Annotated in this window: 17 protein-coding genes; 5 read left to right on the top strand and 12 right to left on the bottom strand. The window is 67.2% G+C overall.

Annotated elements, in window-relative coordinates; all coding sequences use genetic code 11:
- Window positions 1-4 precede the first annotated feature (4 nt).
- The 11 genes from ACWZHB_RS08025 to ACWZHB_RS07975 form a co-directional block, all read right to left on the bottom strand.
- Window positions 5-1,177, bottom strand: coding sequence for a hydroxymethylglutaryl-CoA synthase (locus ACWZHB_RS08025; RefSeq protein ID WP_427907291.1), 1,173 nt, complete (start codon window positions 1,175-1,177; stop codon window positions 5-7).
- On the bottom strand, window positions 1,174-2,232 hold the full coding sequence (locus ACWZHB_RS08020; RefSeq protein WP_427907290.1) for a hydroxymethylglutaryl-CoA reductase: 1,059 nt from the start codon (window positions 2,230-2,232) through the stop codon (window positions 1,174-1,176). The genes ACWZHB_RS08025 and ACWZHB_RS08020 overlap by 4 nt, the downstream gene beginning before the upstream one ends.
- Window positions 2,229-3,323: a type 2 isopentenyl-diphosphate Delta-isomerase gene (gene fni, locus ACWZHB_RS08015; RefSeq protein WP_427907289.1), complete on the bottom strand. Its 1,095-nt coding sequence runs from the start codon at window positions 3,321-3,323 to the stop codon at window positions 2,229-2,231. The genes ACWZHB_RS08020 and fni overlap by 4 nt, the downstream gene beginning before the upstream one ends.
- Window positions 3,320-4,402, bottom strand: coding sequence for a phosphomevalonate kinase (locus tag ACWZHB_RS08010; protein ID WP_427907288.1), 1,083 nt, complete (start codon window positions 4,400-4,402; stop codon window positions 3,320-3,322). Before ACWZHB_RS08010 ends, fni begins: the two co-directional genes overlap by 4 nt.
- A complete protein-coding gene (gene mvaD / locus ACWZHB_RS08005; RefSeq protein ID WP_427907287.1) occupies window positions 4,399-5,496 on the bottom strand; it encodes a diphosphomevalonate decarboxylase in 1,098 nt (365 codons plus the stop codon). Before mvaD ends, ACWZHB_RS08010 begins: the two co-directional genes overlap by 4 nt.
- Window positions 5,493-6,539: a mevalonate kinase gene (gene mvk / locus ACWZHB_RS08000; protein WP_427907286.1), complete on the bottom strand. Its 1,047-nt coding sequence runs from the start codon at window positions 6,537-6,539 to the stop codon at window positions 5,493-5,495. Before mvk ends, mvaD begins: the two co-directional genes overlap by 4 nt.
- A 38-nt stretch (window positions 6,540-6,577) precedes the next feature.
- A complete protein-coding gene (locus ACWZHB_RS07995) occupies window positions 6,578-7,375 on the bottom strand; it encodes a methyltransferase family protein (RefSeq protein ID WP_427907285.1) in 798 nt (265 codons plus the stop codon).
- Complete coding sequence (locus tag ACWZHB_RS07990; RefSeq protein ID WP_427907284.1) at window positions 7,366-8,361, bottom strand: fatty acid desaturase; 996 nt, start codon at window positions 8,359-8,361, stop codon at window positions 7,366-7,368. Before ACWZHB_RS07990 ends, ACWZHB_RS07995 begins: the two co-directional genes overlap by 10 nt.
- Before the next feature lie 50 nt (window positions 8,362-8,411).
- Window positions 8,412-9,674 (bottom strand): hypothetical protein, encoded by a 1,263-nt coding sequence (locus ACWZHB_RS07985; RefSeq protein ID WP_427907283.1) that lies wholly within the window; start codon window positions 9,672-9,674, stop codon window positions 8,412-8,414.
- Window positions 9,671-10,720 carry a polyprenyl synthetase family protein gene (locus ACWZHB_RS07980; protein ID WP_427907282.1) on the bottom strand — a complete coding sequence of 350 codons (1,050 nt, stop codon included), beginning with the start codon at window positions 10,718-10,720 and terminating at the stop codon, window positions 9,671-9,673. Before ACWZHB_RS07980 ends, ACWZHB_RS07985 begins: the two co-directional genes overlap by 4 nt.
- Window positions 10,721-11,432: 712 nt before the next feature.
- Window positions 11,433-12,224: an IclR family transcriptional regulator gene (locus ACWZHB_RS07975; protein WP_427907281.1), complete on the bottom strand. Its 792-nt coding sequence runs from the start codon at window positions 12,222-12,224 to the stop codon at window positions 11,433-11,435.
- Window positions 12,225-12,395: 171 nt separating this feature from the next.
- Between ACWZHB_RS07975 and ACWZHB_RS07970 the strand changes: the two genes are divergently transcribed.
- The 3 genes from ACWZHB_RS07970 to ACWZHB_RS07960 all read left to right on the top strand — a co-directional run bounded on the left by ACWZHB_RS07970 (window position 12,396) and on the right by ACWZHB_RS07960 (window position 14,233).
- Window positions 12,396-13,157: a CoA transferase subunit A gene (locus ACWZHB_RS07970; RefSeq protein WP_427907280.1), complete on the top strand. Its 762-nt coding sequence runs from the start codon at window positions 12,396-12,398 to the stop codon at window positions 13,155-13,157.
- Window positions 13,154-13,798 carry a CoA transferase subunit B gene (locus ACWZHB_RS07965; protein WP_427907279.1) on the top strand — a complete coding sequence of 215 codons (645 nt, stop codon included), beginning with the start codon at window positions 13,154-13,156 and terminating at the stop codon, window positions 13,796-13,798. Before ACWZHB_RS07970 ends, ACWZHB_RS07965 begins: the two co-directional genes overlap by 4 nt.
- 81 nt (window positions 13,799-13,879) lie before the next feature.
- Window positions 13,880-14,233, top strand: coding sequence for a carboxymuconolactone decarboxylase family protein (locus ACWZHB_RS07960; protein WP_427909111.1), 354 nt, complete (start codon window positions 13,880-13,882; stop codon window positions 14,231-14,233).
- Between the two features lie 8 nt (window positions 14,234-14,241).
- Here ACWZHB_RS07960 and ACWZHB_RS07955 read toward each other — a convergent pair whose 3' ends face one another.
- Window positions 14,242-14,580 (bottom strand): recombinase family protein, encoded by a 339-nt coding sequence (locus ACWZHB_RS07955; RefSeq protein WP_427909110.1) that lies wholly within the window; start codon window positions 14,578-14,580, stop codon window positions 14,242-14,244.
- A gap of 565 nt (window positions 14,581-15,145) precedes the next feature.
- Here ACWZHB_RS07955 and ACWZHB_RS07950 point away from each other — a divergent pair.
- Together ACWZHB_RS07950 and ACWZHB_RS07945 are read left to right on the top strand one after the other, a co-directional pair.
- Window positions 15,146-15,583, top strand: coding sequence for an FAD-dependent monooxygenase (locus ACWZHB_RS07950; RefSeq protein WP_427907278.1), 438 nt, complete (start codon window positions 15,146-15,148; stop codon window positions 15,581-15,583).
- 22 nt (window positions 15,584-15,605) lie between these two features.
- Window positions 15,606-16,733 carry an FAD-dependent monooxygenase gene (locus ACWZHB_RS07945; protein ID WP_427907277.1) on the top strand — a complete coding sequence of 376 codons (1,128 nt, stop codon included), beginning with the start codon at window positions 15,606-15,608 and terminating at the stop codon, window positions 16,731-16,733.
- Window positions 16,734-16,769: the final 36 nt, after the last annotated feature.

The raw sequence follows: 16,769 nt of genomic DNA, 5'->3' as shown, positions 1-16,769 counted from the left end.
GTCCTCAGCGGGATTCGTAGATGCGTTTGTGACCGGAGACGGCGGCCAGCCGGAACGGGCGCCGCGTTTCCTCGGCCATGGCGTGGTAGGCGCCGTCACTGGGCGAGGTGGCCTCGTGCAGTTCACGATAGTGCTCGTAACCCAGCAGCTCACGGGAGCTGATCGCCGCCTGGTTCGCCTCGGTGCGCAGGTGCGCGCGGTAGCCGGGTTGTACTGTGCCGCTGAAGAACTCGGCGACACTGCCCGACCCGTAGCTGATCATCGCCAGTGCCTTGCCGGTGAGATCACCGGCATGATCGAGCAGCGAGGCCAAACCCAGGTAGAGCGAGGCGGTGTAGCTGTTGCCCACCGTGCGGTTGTAGGTCGTCGTCGTGCCGATCGCGGCCTCGATCGCGGCGGCGTCGGCGGTGTGGCCCTGGCTTTCGAGCAGGTGGCGGTGGGCCTTGTAGGCCATCTTGGTGAAGGGCTGGTGGTAGCAGAACGCGGCGAACTCACCGAGCTCTCGCCCGCCCTGGCGGCGGTAGTCGGTCCATGCCTCCTGGGCAGCCTTCTGATAGGCGTTGACCGAGGTCTTGCCGTCGACGATGGCTTCGGTGCGGTAGTTCGGGCGCCAGAAGTCCATGATGTCGGCGCTGTAGAGACCCGAGATCGGATCCAGCGCCAGGATCGCCGGGTCCGCGGTGACCAGCATCGCGACCGCGGCGGCGCCCTGGGTCGGCTCCCCCGGGGTGTCGAGTTCGTACTTCGCGATGTCGGCGGCGATCACCAGCACGCGCTGCGACGGGTCGCGCGCGATCAGCCCGGCCGCGAACTGCAGCCCGGCGGTACCGCCGTAGCAGGCCTGCTTGAGCTCGACGACGCGGGCGGCGTTGGGCAGCCCGATCAGCGAATGCAGGTACAGCGCAGCGGCTTTGGACTGGTCGACACCGGTCTCGGTGGCCAGCAGCACCGTACGGATGTTGTCGGTGCCGTGCCGCTCGAGGATGGGCTGGGCGGCAGCCGCGGCGATGGTGACGATGTCCTCGTCGGCGGCGGCGACGCTCATCTTCTCCTGGCCGATGCCGAGGTAGAACTTGTCGCGATCCACCCCGAGTCGTTCGGCGAGGACGGCGTGATCGAGGGCGTAGTGGGTGGTGGCAAACGTTAGGTCGTGGATACCGACCGGCGTAGTTGTCATCGTGGGCTTCCGTTGCTCGTGGTGGACCGCTCGAATTGGGTATGGGCACGCATCAATTCACCGCGATTGGTCTGTGCCGCCATCAGCGACAGCTCCCCGCACAACACGGTGGCTGCCCCGATCACCGCGAGGCGCCGGGCGTTCTCGCCGGGCTGCCGGTCTTCGCGGCAACCGAGGCGTTCGAGGTTCTCGTCGACGAAACTCGCGTGCTTGCCGTTGCCGACCGTGCCCACGATCAGGTTGGGCAGGGTGCACGAGAAGTAGAGGTCGCCGTCACGATCCTCGGCGTGGGTGATGCCCTGGGATCCTTCGACGATATTGGCGGCGTCCTGACCGGTCGCCAGGTAGTACGCCAGCAGCATGTTGGCGTAATGCGCGTTGGCGGAACGGATTCCGCCTGCCAGGAGGGTGCCGATCAGGTTCTTGCGGATGTTGAGTTGCACCACCTGCGCGGCGGTGGTGTGCAGACGCTGGGAGACCACCTCGTGCGGGATGAGCAGTTCGGTGATCACGTTCTTACCGCGTCCGAGAATGCCGTTGACCGCGGTGGCCTTCTTGTCGGTGCAGTAGTTGCCCGAGATCGAGCCGTAGCGCACACCGGGCATGGTCGACAGGATGTGATCCATCAGGTGGTCGCTGGCCAGAGTCGCCATGTTGTGGCCCGACGCGTCACCGGTGGTGAATTCGAAGCGCAGGAACAGCAGGTTGCCTGCGATCTGGTGGTGCAGGTCGATCAGCCGGGCGAAACGACTACTGCCCGAGACCACCTCCTGGAGCTCGGCCATGCGGCCTTCCAACTGCTGGACCGTGGTGTATGCGGTGTAGGCGTCGTCGGCTTCCAGCAGGATCGAGCGCGTCATCCGCTCGTCGATCAGCGTCGCGACGATGCCCTTCTCGGCCAGGGTGCTGATCCGCGCGCCGCGCCCGACCGAGGGCCACAGCGGGGTTTCGTAGGTTGCCAGCGGGACGTCGACGGCATCGTCGACGACATTTCCGGTAATGCGCACAGGGCCCACCCACTGCAGCGGCACCGCCGCGTACGACATGTCATTCATGGGTGACTCCTTCTCGAGGTTTCCGATTCGCGCCACCAGGGGCTCCGGTGGGCAAGTGCTGCGATGTCGATGCCGCGCAGCCGGCAAAAGGTCGCGACATCGCCGGTGATGAGCAGGTCGGCGCCGACCAGATCCGCTGGGGTGCGGGCGCCGAGGACGGTGAGGATGGTGCGCAGTTGGTCGAGCCAGGTCCCGATCTTGGCGACCAGGGCGTCGGTGTCGTGGCTCACCAGGGTTTCCAGGAACGCCCCGGCGACACCGGTCGCGTTGGCGCCCAACGCGAGTGCGCGCGCGATGTCCAGTGGCGAGCGGATACCACCGGAGGCGGCGATATCGATGCCCGGGATGTCGGCGCAGTCGAGCAGGCAGTTCGGGGTGGACTGGCCCCAGCTCTCGATGAACGCGAAGTCGCCGCCTGCGCGCCGATCGTTCTCGATACGGGCGAAATTGGTGCCGCCGCGGCCACCGACATCGGCGACGGACACGCCCGCGTCGCGCAACCAGGTGACGGTCTGCCTGCTCAGGCCGAACCCGACTTCCTTGACGAAGACCGGTACGGCGGTATCGGCGACGATGCGTTCGATCTGGCGAGGCCAGGCACCGAACGAGCGGTCGCCTTCGGGCATGACCACTTCCTGCACGGCGTTGAGGTGGATCTGCAGTGCGTCGGCTTCGAGGAGATCGATGGCGCTGCGCACCTGGTCGACGGTGGCGTTCGCGTTGACGTTGGCCAGTACGAAGCCGTGCGGATTCTCTTGCCGCAGTACCCGATAGGTGCCCGCGACCGAGCGATCACGGAAGTAGGCACTCATCGAGCCCGACGCGATCGGGATGCCGGTCTCGCGTGCGGCGATGGCGAGCTGACGGTTGATCTCGCCGGTCTTGGTGCTGCCGCCGGTCATCGCGTTGACGTAAAGTGGTGTGTCCCACTGTTTTCCGGCGACATCGACGGCCAGGGACACCTCATCGGCATCGATGCCCGCTAGCGCGTGGTGGACGAAAGTGACCGAGTCGAAGTCACTGATACCGGTGGCCTGGCGTTGGTGGTTCACCGCGTGGCGAACGTGGTCGTCCTTGCGATCGGCGATCATCGGTGGTCCCCTTCGGCTGGGTGGGTCCGCAGGGGCAGCGGGCGGATTCCGGCGGTGATCCAGCGGCCGGTGAGTTCGGCGATCGCGGCGGGGCGGGTGCGTTCGATGAGCGCGATGCCACAGTCGCCGCCACCGGCGCCCGAGGGCTTGGCGGCGGCGCCGACTGCCGCGCCCGCCGCACACAAATCATGCAGGCGTGGCGTCATGATGCCGAGGCCCGACCTGGCGTCGAGGTCGACGAGCAGTGTTCGCGCGCTGTCGATTTCGGCGCGCACGGCCTGGGAATCGTCGGCCTCGACGGCGGCGACGAGTCGTTCGACGCAGTCGTTGCTGCGCGCCCGGAAGGTGGTTCGGTCACCGTCGAGGCCGGCGACCAGCGCCGGTGTGGAGGCGGGGTTTCCGGTCCAGCCGACCTGCAGGGCGAGCTCGGCCGGGGTGGGTAGCGGGCGTACCGACAGGCCCGGCCACGGTGCGCGCAGGGTGGCGGCGACGCCGTCGCGGGCGAGCGAGCCTGCCACGTGGGCGCGGTCCGGAGATCGGTAGGCGAGCCACCCGCCCCAGGTGCTCGCCGCCACATCGCCGCCGGAAGCGCGGGGGTTGACCGCGATCGTGGCGAGCATGGCCAGCCGGTAGCGGTCCATGAGATCGAGCTCGAGGGCGAAGTACTGTCCGAGCGCGGCGACGGTCGCCACCGTGACGGCCGCGCTGGAACCCAAGCCGAACTTGCGGCCGTCGGCGTCGCCGAGGTCGGCGGTCGTGGTCAGCCGGAAGGACGAGGCGGGGATGTCGCGTTCCACGAGCAGGCGGTGAACTACTGAAACGGCGGCGAAGACATACGAAAATGCCGCGGGCACACCAGCATCGGAGGCGGGTGCCAATTCGTCACCGTGACGCGTGCAGGGCAGCGTGCGGCCGTCGTCCAGATCCGAATGCAGGATGATGTCTTCGCCGGGATTCGCCGGGATCACCGTGGCGGTCGCGTAGCGGTCGACCGCCGTGAGCACCGCGAGGTGTCCCGGTTCGACCACGGCATATTCACCGGCGATGAAGAGTTTTCCGGGCGCGCGACAACTGATCATCGATCGCCACCCGCCGCGAGTTGCGCACCGAGCGTCGTCGGTGTCGCGCCCGATGTCGTCAGCGATGCGCCGGGGCCGATGTGCGCGGTCCGAGTGGTGACGAAATCGCCGAGGCCGACCAGTGTGGCGTTGACTCGCGGTGCGTCGCCGCGGGTGCACAGGACCTTGACATTCGGCCCGGCATCGATCGTGGCGTACGCCATGATCCCGTCGGCGCGCAGCGCGAGCACCGCGTCGAGGATGGCGATCGAATGCGGTGACAGGTACCGGATTCCGGGGCGAGCGGTGAGCATGGTGGCGTGCATGCCGAGGGCGTTGCGCTCGGCGATCTCCCCGATCGCGGGAAGATCCCGGCGGGCAACAGCTTTGCGCATTTCGGCCAGGTCGAGCACCGAAGATTCCGCCCACGGGCGATAGAACGGTGACGTGGCCGTGGTCTCGCGCATGGCGACCCGGCTCGAGACCGCCTTCGCGCCCTGATTCACCACGGCGACCACCAGGGCGGGGTCCAATTCGTCGCCGCCGATCGGCTCCGCGTACGAACTCTCGTCTCCCGCAACACCTTCCCCCTCCCCCGCATGCCACACGACGAAACCACCGAAGATGGACCGGGAAGCCGAACCGGAGCCGCGCCGGGCCAGGCGCGACAAGGCGCGAGGGTCCAGATCGAGCTCGTAAGCGGCTGCGGCGGCGGTGGCCAGTGCCGCGAAGCCACTCGCCGACGAGGCCAGACCGGCGCCGGTCGGCCCGGCATTGGAGGTCACTACCCGCGCACGGTCGGACCGACCGGCCTTGGCGCGCACCAGATCCAGAAACGTTTCGATGCGGGCCAGCGCGGCACCGGTCGCGGCGACGCCGTTGAACTCGACGACATCCCTGCGACCGTCGATCACGCGCACCGACGTGGTGGTCGGGAAGATATCGAGGGTCATCGACAGACTGCCGGTGACGGGCAGGAACAGCTCTTCGTCCCGCTTACCCCAGTACTTGACCAGGGCGATGTTCGGATAGGCGACCGCCGTCGGCCCCTCCTCGGTCGGCCCGGTTGCGGTGTCACCGACCGTGCCTGCGATTGATGCTGAGCTGAAAGTCATTGGTTGGCACCGTGTTCCGATGTCGAGACGGATAGGGACTGCACGCGTGAACGCAGGCTGCGCGTGGGGACGGTCCAGGTCTGCGTGGCGCCGGCGCGACGCAAGGCGGCGCTGACCGTGCGCGCGTCGCCGGGTCGAGTGAGCGCGAGCACGCAGCCGCCGAGACCGGCGCCGGTGAGTTTGGCACCGTAGGCGCCCGCATCGAGCGCCGCGGCGACCAGGGTGTCGATGTGCGGGGTGCTGACGCCGAGTTCGGCCAGCAGGTCCTGGAATTCGAGCATCGCCCGGCCCAGGGATTGCGCCTGCCCGGCCGAAAGGTCTACCGCCGCACCGCTGATCAGCTCTTCCGCCCTGGCCAATACCCGCCGCGCCGTCCGTTGGTCCCGTTCGAGTGTGCGGCGCACCCCGGCGACCGCGTGCTGCGTGGACCCCGGCACCCCGGTATCGGCGATCACCAGGGCGGCGTCGAGACCGATATCGAGTGCGGTGGCGGTGCCCTCGTGGAACCGGATCGGGCCGTCGGCCAGCACCGCGCTCGCATCGATGCCGCTGGCTCTGCCGTGCGCCACCTGTTCACCGCACTGCACGAGTTCGTAGAGCGTGGCGGCATCGACGGTCCGGCCGTGCAGGTCGGCGACCGCGCGCACCGCCGCACCGGCGCAGGCCGCACTCGATCCGAGCCCACGAGCGAGCGGAATGTCGCACTCCATCACCACATCCGCGATATGACCGGTCAGGCCCCAGCGCCGCAACGCCTCCTCGACCGCGACGCGCGGCCCGGACAACGCGTTCTCCACGGCGTTCGGGTCGCCCGCGACGAACCCGAAGTGCCCTTCGGGAACCTCGATGACACCACCCGGCGTGCCGGGACGCGCGATCGCCCGCACCGACAGGGTCGGCAGCGGTAACGCGATGGCGGGCGTCCCGTGCACCACGGTGTGCTCACCCAGCAGGATCGCCTTGGCGTGGGCCCGACCGACACCACGGACCGGGCCGGTCGCCGCGCAGCTGTGCTCAGCGCGTTCTCGAACGGGACTGTTCACATCGATTCCTCTCCAGACTCGCACCCGGTGCGTGCCGGTTACCGAGACGATCGGCCGAAAACGGCGCGCACGGACGGGAAGAACGCGGGCACCTGCGCGGCGTACGCGCGATAGGACGCACCGAACCGGGCGATGAGATCGCGCTCCTCCAGATAGGTTCCGAGCAGGATGTACCCCGTCAGCCCGAGCGCCCACACCAGGTGCCCGGCAGTGAACTCACTGGCGAACCAGAACGACACCAGCAGGCCGGTCATCAACGGATGACGAACCAGTTTGTAGACGCCGTTCACCTGCAGCCGGTCGACCGTCGCGTCCGGTACCTGGATCACGTACTGGCGATAGGCCTGACTGATGCCGAGCAGGTGGAAGTGGTTCAGCAGCAGGGTCGCCGCGTAGACCAGCACGAAACCGATCCAGAACCCGGTGTCGAGCACCACCCCGAGCGCGCCGTCGGCCGACCACAGCACGTGCGGTACCGGCTGCCACGCCAGCATGATCACCCACATCACCAGGCAGACGCCGATGATGTAGACAGTGCGCTCGAGCGCCTCCGGCACCCAGCGGGTGAGGAACGCCTTGAACGAGGGCCGGGCCATCCCCGAGTGCTGCAGCGCGAACAGCGCGAGCAGCATCAGGTCGATCGCGATCGCGGGAACCGCCGACAGGTGTGGTCCCTTGTCCACCGTCTTCGGCAGCCACCAGCCGCCGGCGAACAGCAGCATCAGCGGCACCGTGATGCCGGCGAAACCGTAGACGGCGAAGGAGAACAGGAACGGGACGAGCCGCGAGGGGCTCGTCACCACGCCCCGAACCTGTTGCGGTGACATCAGATCCATGCGAACCACGGCAGGTAGCGTGAGCGAACGGTGCCCGCTTCCAGACGCGACTCGAGGCGCGCCTTCCACTTGTTGCCGTACCCCTCGTTGAGGAAGCCGCCGGGCACGACCAGACGCCAACCCGACTGCGCCACCATCCAATACGGCACGATGACGCCCGGGTTCACGTCACGCATGTAGTCGAGCTTGTCGGGGATCTGGCTCCAGTGGATGCCGGGGTAGCGGTGGTGCACGCTGTGGTAGCCCTGGTTGAAGATCAGGAAGTTGAGGATGTTGCCCGCGTTGTTCAGCGAGGTGCTCGGCTCATCGGTGAATCCGCGCGCGGGTGCATGGCTCAGCCAGGCGAAGTAGCCGGCGTTGACCTGGGTGATCAGGAACGGCACCCAGTAGAACAGCACGAACTTCTCGAAGCCGGCGACGTACCAGACGGAGCCGATCACGACGACGTACACCGCGAGATCGAGCATGAACTGGTGACGCGTCCTGCGACGACGCGGCGCCGGGTTCGCGGCGAAAACCGTACGCACCGTGTGGATCTTGACGACCATGCCGTAGCGCACCCAGTACCAGATGGCGCCGATGCCCTTGTCCATGCCGGTGGTCGCGGTGACGTCACCCGGGCCGTCGTTGAACCGGTGATGGTTGAGGACGTGCACCTCGCGCATCTCGGCCGCGGTCAGGTTGCCAGGCAGGCAGCACAGGATGTCGACCATCCGGTTGGGGAACTTGGACACGAACAGCGGGCGGTGGGTGTGCATGTGCATCACGCCGATGGTCAGCGAGAGGTTCAGCAGCGAGAGCACGATGATCAGCGGCACCGCGATCCACCAGGTGGAGGTGCCTGGCACGAACAACGCGGCCGACGTCATGCCGATCCACAGCACGATGTGAAGCAGCGGACCGACGTTGGATGCGTGCTCGAGTTTGAGCACGCGCCGGCTGAACGGCGGTTTCTCTGTGGGCGCGACGGGCGTTCCGGTGCTCATAGGAGAGCTCCTTCGCTAGTAGTGACGATCATCGAGGAGGTGTTCCTCGACTACTGGTGGCTGCTGTTGTCGAGAGCGGCGAGCTGCAGCCGGGTGGCCAGCGCCCGGAGCGCGTCGGGTTCGTGGCTCGGCACCCGCTCCATGGCACCGAAGGCCAGGTGATCGGCGATCATCATGGTGCGGATCGCCGAGTCGCAGAGTTCGCCGGTCAGGCGGCCTTCCGGCAGCGTGTGCACCAGCGCGAAGGTGGTGTCGACGATCAGCGGCATCAACGAGGTTTCCGTCGAGGCGAGGTCGCCCGCACCGAGCACCTGCGACGCCGACGCCGAGCCGGTGGTGAAATCCGGTGAGGCGTCGAGCATTTGATGGATCGCGAGATCGCCGCTGCGGCGTACACGCTCGAGCATCTTCGTCCAGTACACCGGCGAAACGGCGGCCAGCGTGGCCGCGGCGACCGGGCGCCGGAACGGCGACGGCGCGTCGACGGCGCCGCACAGGAATGCCGAGGTCGTAATCGTCATATACGCCATCGCCGCTCGCGCGCCCACGCTCGGCGTGCCGGGACCGAGCTTGGCCAGTAGCGCGAAACCACCGAGGGCGGGGGTGAGCTGACGCAGCATCACCATCCGGGTGAGCTCCGCACGGTCGGCGGCACCGTAGATCGCGAGTTCGTTGTCGCGCAGGTCGTTGGCCGACTGGGCGATCACCGCGACACAACCGGTCAGTTCCCGCAGATCCGCTTCGGGCAGCACATCTTCGGCGACCAGGGCGCACGCGTAGTGAGTGATCCGGCCGAGCACGCCCTCGCTGTAGGCGACACGGGTCAGGGGTGCGTCGATATTGCGGGCCATGACCCGGCCGACATCGGTGAGCACGTGTCCGACCCGCTCGCGCCCCTGCTCGGAGAGTGCCGTGAGCAGTGCCCTGATGTCGGCGATGCGCTCGGCGAGCACCCGGTCGACGGCTTCGCTGTCGCGGATCCTGCCCTCGAGCGCGGGCAGCGGCGGCGGGAGGGTATCGCTGGTGGCGTTGAGGTAGTCCACCGCCGCCAGCACAGCACTGCTCGCTACCGCGCGGTCGCTGAGATCTTCGAAGGCGTCGAGCACGCGACAGGCGAGCAGCGCGGCAGTGGCCTCGGCGCGCAAGGTCGCGGGCAGCAGACCGACGGCGATGCCCAGGTTACGGCCTGCGGGGATCAGGGCGAGCGCGGCCAGTTCCGCTGGTGACCGCGCGGCGCGCAGCGCGTCCAGATCCGGGGCGCGACGGAGATTGCGCAGTCCGCGGATCAGCAGGGGAAGTCGTGCTGTGCTCATCGGGAGATCACCTGCTCGAGGAGTTCGCGCAGGTCGTCACGCGCGAGGGAAGGACCGAAGACGTCCAGGGCGCGAGTGGCCTTCTCGGTGGCATCCATCGCGACCAGCCGGGCGGTTTTCGTCGCGCCGCTCTCGACCAGGTCTTCCCGCAAGGTCGCGCTGGAAATCTCCGCGTCCAGCCACATTTCACGGGCGCCCGGTCGCGAGCCGAGCCATTCGATGACCGGCCAGGTCGGCACCCGGCGTTCGAGGTCACCGCCGGCGTCCTTGCCGAGACCGGGTCCGCCCTCGATGTCGCGGACGTCATCCATGATCTGGAAGGCGAGCGCGAGCTGGTCGGCGTATTCCATCAGGGCGTGGAGCCGGTCGCGATCGACTCCGCCCGCGGTGCCGCCGTACGCGCACGACAGCCGGAACAGGGTGCCGGTCTTGGCGCCGGCCACGAGTTGGTAGTGACGGCGCAGCGCGACCTCGTCGATCGAGGGCGGCAGGGTCTCGATGAGCTGACCGTAGGACAGATCGGAGAGCCGGTCGGCGTAGGTGATGCCGGGTGCGTCGCCGACCCGCGCGAACACCTCGGGGTTGTCGGTCAGCACCCGGGCGACGACCTGCATCGACGCGCCCGCCAGGTGAAATCCGGCGCGGGCACTGGTGCGCACGCCGAACGCGGCGGGCACCGACGGTGCGTCGCGGCGCAGCAGTGAGCCGTCACAGATGTCGTCGTGGACCAGCGAGGACTCGTGCAGCATCTCCATCGCACAGGCCAGGTCGACGGCGTCGTCCAGCGGGGCCGCGGTGTCGACGGCATCGGGGAGCAACCCAGCGCAGGCCAGGACGAGCCGGGCCCGTACGCGCTTGCCGGGAGCGGCCAGGATATGGGTGTAGATCGCGTCGAAATCCTCACCGGTGATGAGCAGTTCGCGCAGTCGTGCGGTGACCAGCGCCAGTTGCTCGACCGGTCCGGCCGGTCTGGGCATGACCACCACCTGGTCGCCCGAGCGCTGGTCGTCCAAGTGCTGTGCTGCGGGTAGCGCGGGATTATCCATAGCGCTGAGCTCCTTTGGTGTGGTCACGATGCGGAGAGGGTCACCGGCGACTGCCGGACACGGGTTCATGGATTTCCGGCGGGGCAGTCGTAGCAAGTCACCTCTCGCAGCCAACGGGTTCGAGCGCCCCGTTCGCAGGCTACCGACGGGTAGTTTTGTCCAGGAACATCGAGATGTCAAGCCTCACAACATGTTTCAAGTTGGTGTAGGTATTCATGGTGCAGGCCAACGATTTACAGCCCTACCTGTCGACGCGCACAGCAGCGGTGACCGTCTGCCGATCACAGCGGTGCAGCGTAATCGCCTGCACTACAAAGGATTCCGCGTGTCTCGCGAGATTCAGACACGTACCCGCGAGCGGCCGGTACGCCCGAGGGAACACCGCGGGGGTCATCCGGCGATGCGTAGGGGTCGACCGTCACACGGTCGAGTCGAGACCACAACATCAATGTTGTTGGCACACAGACTATTCAGGAACCAGAGTGAGCGAACCGTCAGATCGTCAGCAGCTCCGGTGACGGGTGCAGTTCTGTCCCAACCATACAATCCGAATCGCGTTACCGCGAGCCGAGTTCCGCTCAGGAACTGAACAGACGGCCGCCACCGCGATCCACTTTCACATGCGCTGCAACGATGAAACATCCTGCTGCGCAGTTAGTTTCGCTATCAAGGCAAGGAGCAGCGGAGCGGCGAAGTGAAAAGATGCCGACCCTCACTTGCGGCGGAAAGCCTTGTTGCTGCGACGCGACAGCGCCAGGGACAGTTCGTGGGCGTGGCGGAGCAACAGCGCGCCCAGCGCATCGTGACGCTCGGCGCGGAATCGACTCTCGACCCCGGTCAGGCTCAAAGCCCACCGCGGTTCGTCTCGGCGATCGAACACCGCCGCGGCCATCCCCCAGCTCCCCTCGACAAGCAGTCCCGGGTTCACACACCACCCGGTTTCCCGTGCCGCGGCAATGCGCCGCGCGAGCTCGTCACGCGCATGGTGCGCGCCCCACTGCGCACTCAGGTCGGTGCGGGACAAATAGTCGTCGATGTCGCGGTCGGGGAGGTGCGCGAGGATCGCCAGGCCCGCGGAGGCGACACCGAGCGGGAAGCGGATGCCGACATGGAGCACGTGTGAGCGCAGTGGAAAGCTGCCCTCCTCGCTCACCAGGCATACGGTCTCGTCACCACGCCGGGCGGACAGGAACGCACTCTCCCCGGTTTCGCGGGCGAGTTCACGCAGCACTGGACGAGCTACATCGGCGACGTCGTAGCGCTCGGCCGCGAGGGAGCCCATGAGGAACAGTTCCGGTCCGAGGAACCACAGACCAGAGCCCGCGTCGCGGTCGAGAAAGCCCTCATCGGCCAGTGAGCAGAGCAGCCGATGTGCGGTAGGCCTGGCGAGATCGGTCCGCCGTGCCAGCTCGCTTGTCGTGATTCCCACGTCTCCCCCAGCGGCAACCGCGCGCAGCAGCGACGCCGCGCGCCCGAGGACAGATGGATTCAGCTCTCCACTCACGCTCGCATCTTACGTCCATTCAATGGACGACTTGCATCTACCTGTCCACGTGCCGAGCAATCTTCTCGCTCCCGCCCCTCCATCTTGCCAGGATCAGCGGCTGGAGTGTTCTGTTGACGCGATCAGTATCGGTGTCCGATCAATGAACGGTCAGATGAAAGGCAGGCACGGATGAACGCGAAAGTGGTGGATACGGCAGTCGCCGCCGTATCCGATATCGGCACGGGGGCGACGTTGGCCGTCGGCGGGTTCGGGTTGTGCGGTGTCCCGGACGCCCTGATCGCGGCGATCACCGAGGGTGCGGCAACCGACTTCGCAGTGTTCTCCAACAACTGCGGCGTCGACGACTACGGCCTGGGGATCTTGTTGTCGGCCGGGCGGATCGCACGAGTGACCGCCTCGTATGTGGGTGAGAACAAGGAGTTCGCGCGCCAGTACCTCGGCGGTGAGCTCGAGGTGGAACTGATCCCGCAGGGAACCCTCGCCGAGCGACTTCGGGCCGGCGGAGCGGGCATCCCCGCCTTCTACACCCCGGCCGGCGTCGGGACCCCGATCAGCGACGGCGGCCTCCCGTGGCGCTACGCACCGGACGGGTCGGTGGCGCTGGCCTCACCACCGAAGGAAGTCCGGGAGTTCGGACACCGCCGCTACGTCCTCGAAGAGAGCATCGTCGCCGATTTCGCGCTCGTGCACGCCGCCGTCGGCGACACCGAGGGAAACCTCGTTTTCGAGAAGTCGGCCATGAACTTCAACCCTCTGGTCGCGATGGCCGGTCGGATCACCATCGCCCAGGTCGAGCGGCTCGTCCCGGCCGGTGAACTCGACCCAGCACACGTTCATCTGCCGGGGGTGTTCGTCCAGCGCGTCGTGCGCACCGGCGCCCAGGACAAACGCATCGAGAAGCGGACCGTTCGACAGGAGGCCACCCGATGAGCTGGACCCGCACAGAAATGGCCGCCCGCGCGGCACAGGAGCTCTCGCCCGGGGAGTACGTCAACCTCGGCATCGGTCTGCCCACCCTGATCCCGAATCATCTGCCCGACGGCGTAGATGTGGTGCTGCACAGCGAGAACGGCATCCTCGGCACCGGCCCCTACCCGGCGGAGGGCGACGTCGACGCCGATCTGATCAACGCGGGCAAAGAGACCGTGACGGTCGAACCCGGTGCTTCGTTCTTCGACTCGGCGCTCTCGTTCGGCATGATCCGGGGCGGACATATCGACACCGCGGTACTGGGCGGAATGCAGGTCTCGCGAACCGGTGATCTGGCGAACTGGATGGTGCCCGGCGCGATGGTCAAAGGCATGGGCGGCGCGATGGACCTCGTCCACGGCGCCCGCCGGGTGATCGTGCTGATGGAGCACACCACCCGCGACGGCGCACCCAAGATCGTCGAGGCCTGCACCCTGCCCCTCACCGGCCAGGCCGTTGTGCAGCGGGTGATCACCGACCTCGCTGTCCTCGATATCGCCGAAGGCCAGGTGATTCTGCGCGAGACCGCGCCCGGTGTGAGCGTCGAGCAGGTGCGCCGCGCCACCGGAACACCACTGACCATCGGTACAGTCCGCAGCTGAGGACTGTACCGACGCCACCAGGAGGTAGCAGTGTCGTTTCCCGATAGCTCCCGGCACGGATCCGTTTCGTGGGAGGCGGGCATGTCGGTCCGCCGGGAGGTGATGGGCGATTCGTTCGTCGACCAGGCGCTGGCCCGTACCGAGGGAACAGAATCGGCCGAACTGCAGCGGTTCGTCACAGAACATGTCTGGGGTGCGGTGTGGACTCGTCCCGGTCTGGACCGACGCAGCCGCAGTTTGCTCAATCTCGGGATGCTGACTGCGCTGCGAGCGCACGAGGAGCTCGCCGGCCATGTGCGTGGCGCACTCGCCAATGGCCTCACACGTGAAGAGATCGTTGAGGCGGTCATCCACACCGCTGGGTATTGCGGTGCCCCGGCAGCACTTTCTGCCATGCGTATCGTGCAGGAGACTTTTGACGCACTTCCCGAGTAGGCGAACCATCAGGGCATTACCGCCAGCATAGGAAAGGGGGACTGCCCCCGGTTCGGTTGACTCCTGACCTGTGAGGACTCGCTCCTCACTGGAAGGATCACCACCATGCCGAATGGGTCGTTCCAGTCGTAGATCGAGCTGCCGAGTCCGAACAGCACGTCGCGTTCGCGCAGGTTGGTCAGGATTTCGCCGGCCTCCGCCATGTTGCGTGCGAACCGGTCGAACTTCGTCGTGGTCAGGACTACCTGCCGATCGGCGACCGCCGCGGCCGCTGAGGTGACCGCGGCGAGTGCGTTGTCCAGTCCGGTGCGGTTCTTGCAGGTGGTGCCGGAGAATCCTTTGTCGATGAAGATCCGCAGGTAGGAGATGTCGCTGTGGGTGTTTGTTTAACGGATCTCTGCCGAGGTTGCGATTCGTGTCTTGATCGCGTGCGGCCAGGATTGGGTGTCGTGGCGCGTGTGCTGGATGAGGACGAGCTGATCGGACGTGTTCCTGCGGATCGCCGAAGAGGACGTTCCGATGCCCGAGCCCTTGGGGCAGTCTCATCACCAATCTGATCGCCCAGCGCCGCAACATGGGGACAGGAGCCAAACCCGACATCACCTTGGCTGCTCCCTGGGCAGCGGCCGAACCGGCCGATCAGCACGGCCCGACTTCGGGAACGACTTCGTCGGCTGGGCATCACCGGCACCGGTCGGGTCGGGGCGTTCAACGAACTGCTGCGTGAGATCCCCACACCGGTCCTCGCGGACCTCGTCGGCTGCAACCCGAATTCGCCGCCGAACGCGCCTCGCGGCCGACTGGGCCAACTACGCCGCCATCCGAGCCCTTCCCGCGCCCGCAAGTCGGTGACTTCCAGGGGGCATACGAGCACCTCGAATATGGGATGGCACCGACAGCGACTCCTCTACCGTGACTTTCGCAGATCCGGACCACCATGCCGAATGGACCTCGGCGTTCCGGATCCAGCAACGACTGGCCTCGCACTACCGGCGCGGCCCGACCCTGTTGGCCGGCGACGCTGCCCACATCCACAGTCGCGCAGGCGGGCAAGGTTTGAACAACGGTATCGGCGATGCGGAAAATCTGGCGTGGAAGCTGGTCCTGGTCTGCAAAGGGCTCGCCGACAATCAAATGCTGGACAGTTATCACAGCGAGGGGCGACCGATCGCGCGAGGTGTGCTCGCCCGCACGACCGCGATCACCAAGTGGGGACTCAGCGGCAACCCCGTCGTCTGTGTACGTCGGGTATCCGTTTCCGGTTGGTGCGGAACACCGGTTGCCCGGAGTGGATGGTCGCCGCCTGATCCGGATAACGGGAGTGCCTGGCGGCTCCTATCGTTCCGGTGAAATCGGCGCTCAGGAGTTGGATATGAACAAGTTTCGCGGTATGCGGTCGGCCATGATCGTGGGCGCGGGTGTCGCCGGGCTGACTGCGGCCTCTGCCCTGGCCCGCACGGGCTGGCAGGTCGAGATCGCCGAAGCCAGTCCGGACCGTGCGACCGCTGGATGGGGGCTGTGCCTGACCGGTCCGTCGCTGCGCGCTCTCGATGCGCTGGGCTTGGCGGACGCGTGTCTGGCCGAGGGTTACGGGATGAGGGTGATCACCCATGTGGACGTTGACGGCATACCGAGCGACCAGGTGGAGCTACCGCGGCTCATCGGCGCGCGGCGTCCGGCGATGGTCGGCATCGCTCGTCCGCAGCTGCACCGCATCTTGCACGCGGAGGCCGAGCGGTGCGGGGTGGTGGTACACCACGGCTTGACCGTCACTTCGGTTGACCCGCAACAGGATCTGGTCGACGTGCGACTGTCGGACGGCACCGCCCGGCGGGTCGCCATGCTGGTGGGCGCGGATGGTATCCGCTCGTCGGTGCGGGGCCTGCTGGGCTTCGAGACGCCGGTCGATTACCTCGGGCAGATGGTGTGGCGGGCCCTGGTGCCGCGCCCCGGGTGGGCCACGGGTATTCACCAGTTCGCCGGCGAGGTCAACACGGCTGGGCTCGTGCCTATCTCGCGCAGCCGCGCCTATGTGTTCTTGACCGAGAACGGGGTGCAGCCGGGCATGCTCCCCGATTCCGAGCTCGCCGCGCGGCTGGCCGACCTGCTGACGGTCTTCCCGGGCCGGGTAGAAGAACTCAGCCCGCTGACGTCCGCCTCCGACTCGGTGGTGCGTCGGCCGGTCCAGACCGCCTTTCTGACCGGCGCCTGGAACCGCGGAAACTGCGTCGTCATCGGCGATGCCGCACACGCACCGGCGCCTCAGATGGCCAGCGGCGCGGCCTTGGCCATCGAGGACGGGCTCGTACTGGCCGAGGAACTGGAGCGCCACTCGACCGTCGAGCGCGGCGCCGAGGCGTTCGTCGCCCGTCGCGCACAACGGTGCCGCACGCTCGTGCAGACCTCGGTGAGGATCTCCGGCCTGGAACAGGCGCAACGCCACAGCGAGGCATATCGGCTGGTGGATACCTGCCATCGGCAGATGGCCGAACCCGCGTAACCATCCCGCACGCCGCAGCACCGGTAGCCGGTCGTT

The organism is Nocardia sp. FBN12 (assembly GCF_054031145.1).
Note: the sequence above shows the minus strand (reverse complement) of the source record. Positions and strands in the feature narration are given on the sequence as shown.

Bases quoted from the DNA above. Each gene is read 5' to 3' on its own strand.
- ACWZHB_RS07970 (WP_427907280.1), top strand. From the start codon at position 12,396: ATGAACGCGAAAGTGGTGGATACGGCAGTCGCCGCCGTATCCGATATC.
- ACWZHB_RS07990 (WP_427907284.1), bottom strand. From the start codon at position 8,361: ATGAGCACCGGAACGCCCGTCGCGCCCACAGAGAAACCGCCGTTCAGC.
- ACWZHB_RS08020 (WP_427907290.1), bottom strand. From the start codon at position 2,232: ATGAATGACATGTCGTACGCGGCGGTGCCGCTGCAGTGGGTGGGCCCT.
- ACWZHB_RS07995 (WP_427907285.1), bottom strand. From the start codon at position 7,375: ATGGATCTGATGTCACCGCAACAGGTTCGGGGCGTGGTGACGAGCCCC.
- ACWZHB_RS08025 (WP_427907291.1), bottom strand. From the start codon at position 1,177: ATGACAACTACGCCGGTCGGTATCCACGACCTAACGTTTGCCACCACC.
- fni (WP_427907289.1), bottom strand. From the start codon at position 3,323: ATGATCGCCGATCGCAAGGACGACCACGTTCGCCACGCGGTGAACCAC.
- mvaD (WP_427907287.1), bottom strand. From the start codon at position 5,496: ATGACTTTCAGCTCAGCATCAATCGCAGGCACGGTCGGTGACACCGCA.
- ACWZHB_RS07945 (WP_427907277.1), top strand. From the start codon at position 15,606: ATGAACAAGTTTCGCGGTATGCGGTCGGCCATGATCGTGGGCGCGGGT.
- ACWZHB_RS07980 (WP_427907282.1), bottom strand. From the start codon at position 10,720: ATGGATAATCCCGCGCTACCCGCAGCACAGCACTTGGACGACCAGCGC.
- ACWZHB_RS07965 (WP_427907279.1), top strand. From the start codon at position 13,154: ATGAGCTGGACCCGCACAGAAATGGCCGCCCGCGCGGCACAGGAGCTC.
- ACWZHB_RS07960 (WP_427909111.1), top strand. From the start codon at position 13,880: ATGTCGGTCCGCCGGGAGGTGATGGGCGATTCGTTCGTCGACCAGGCG.
- ACWZHB_RS08010 (WP_427907288.1), bottom strand. From the start codon at position 4,402: ATGATCAGTTGTCGCGCGCCCGGAAAACTCTTCATCGCCGGTGAATAT.
- ACWZHB_RS07985 (WP_427907283.1), bottom strand. From the start codon at position 9,674: ATGAGCACAGCACGACTTCCCCTGCTGATCCGCGGACTGCGCAATCTC.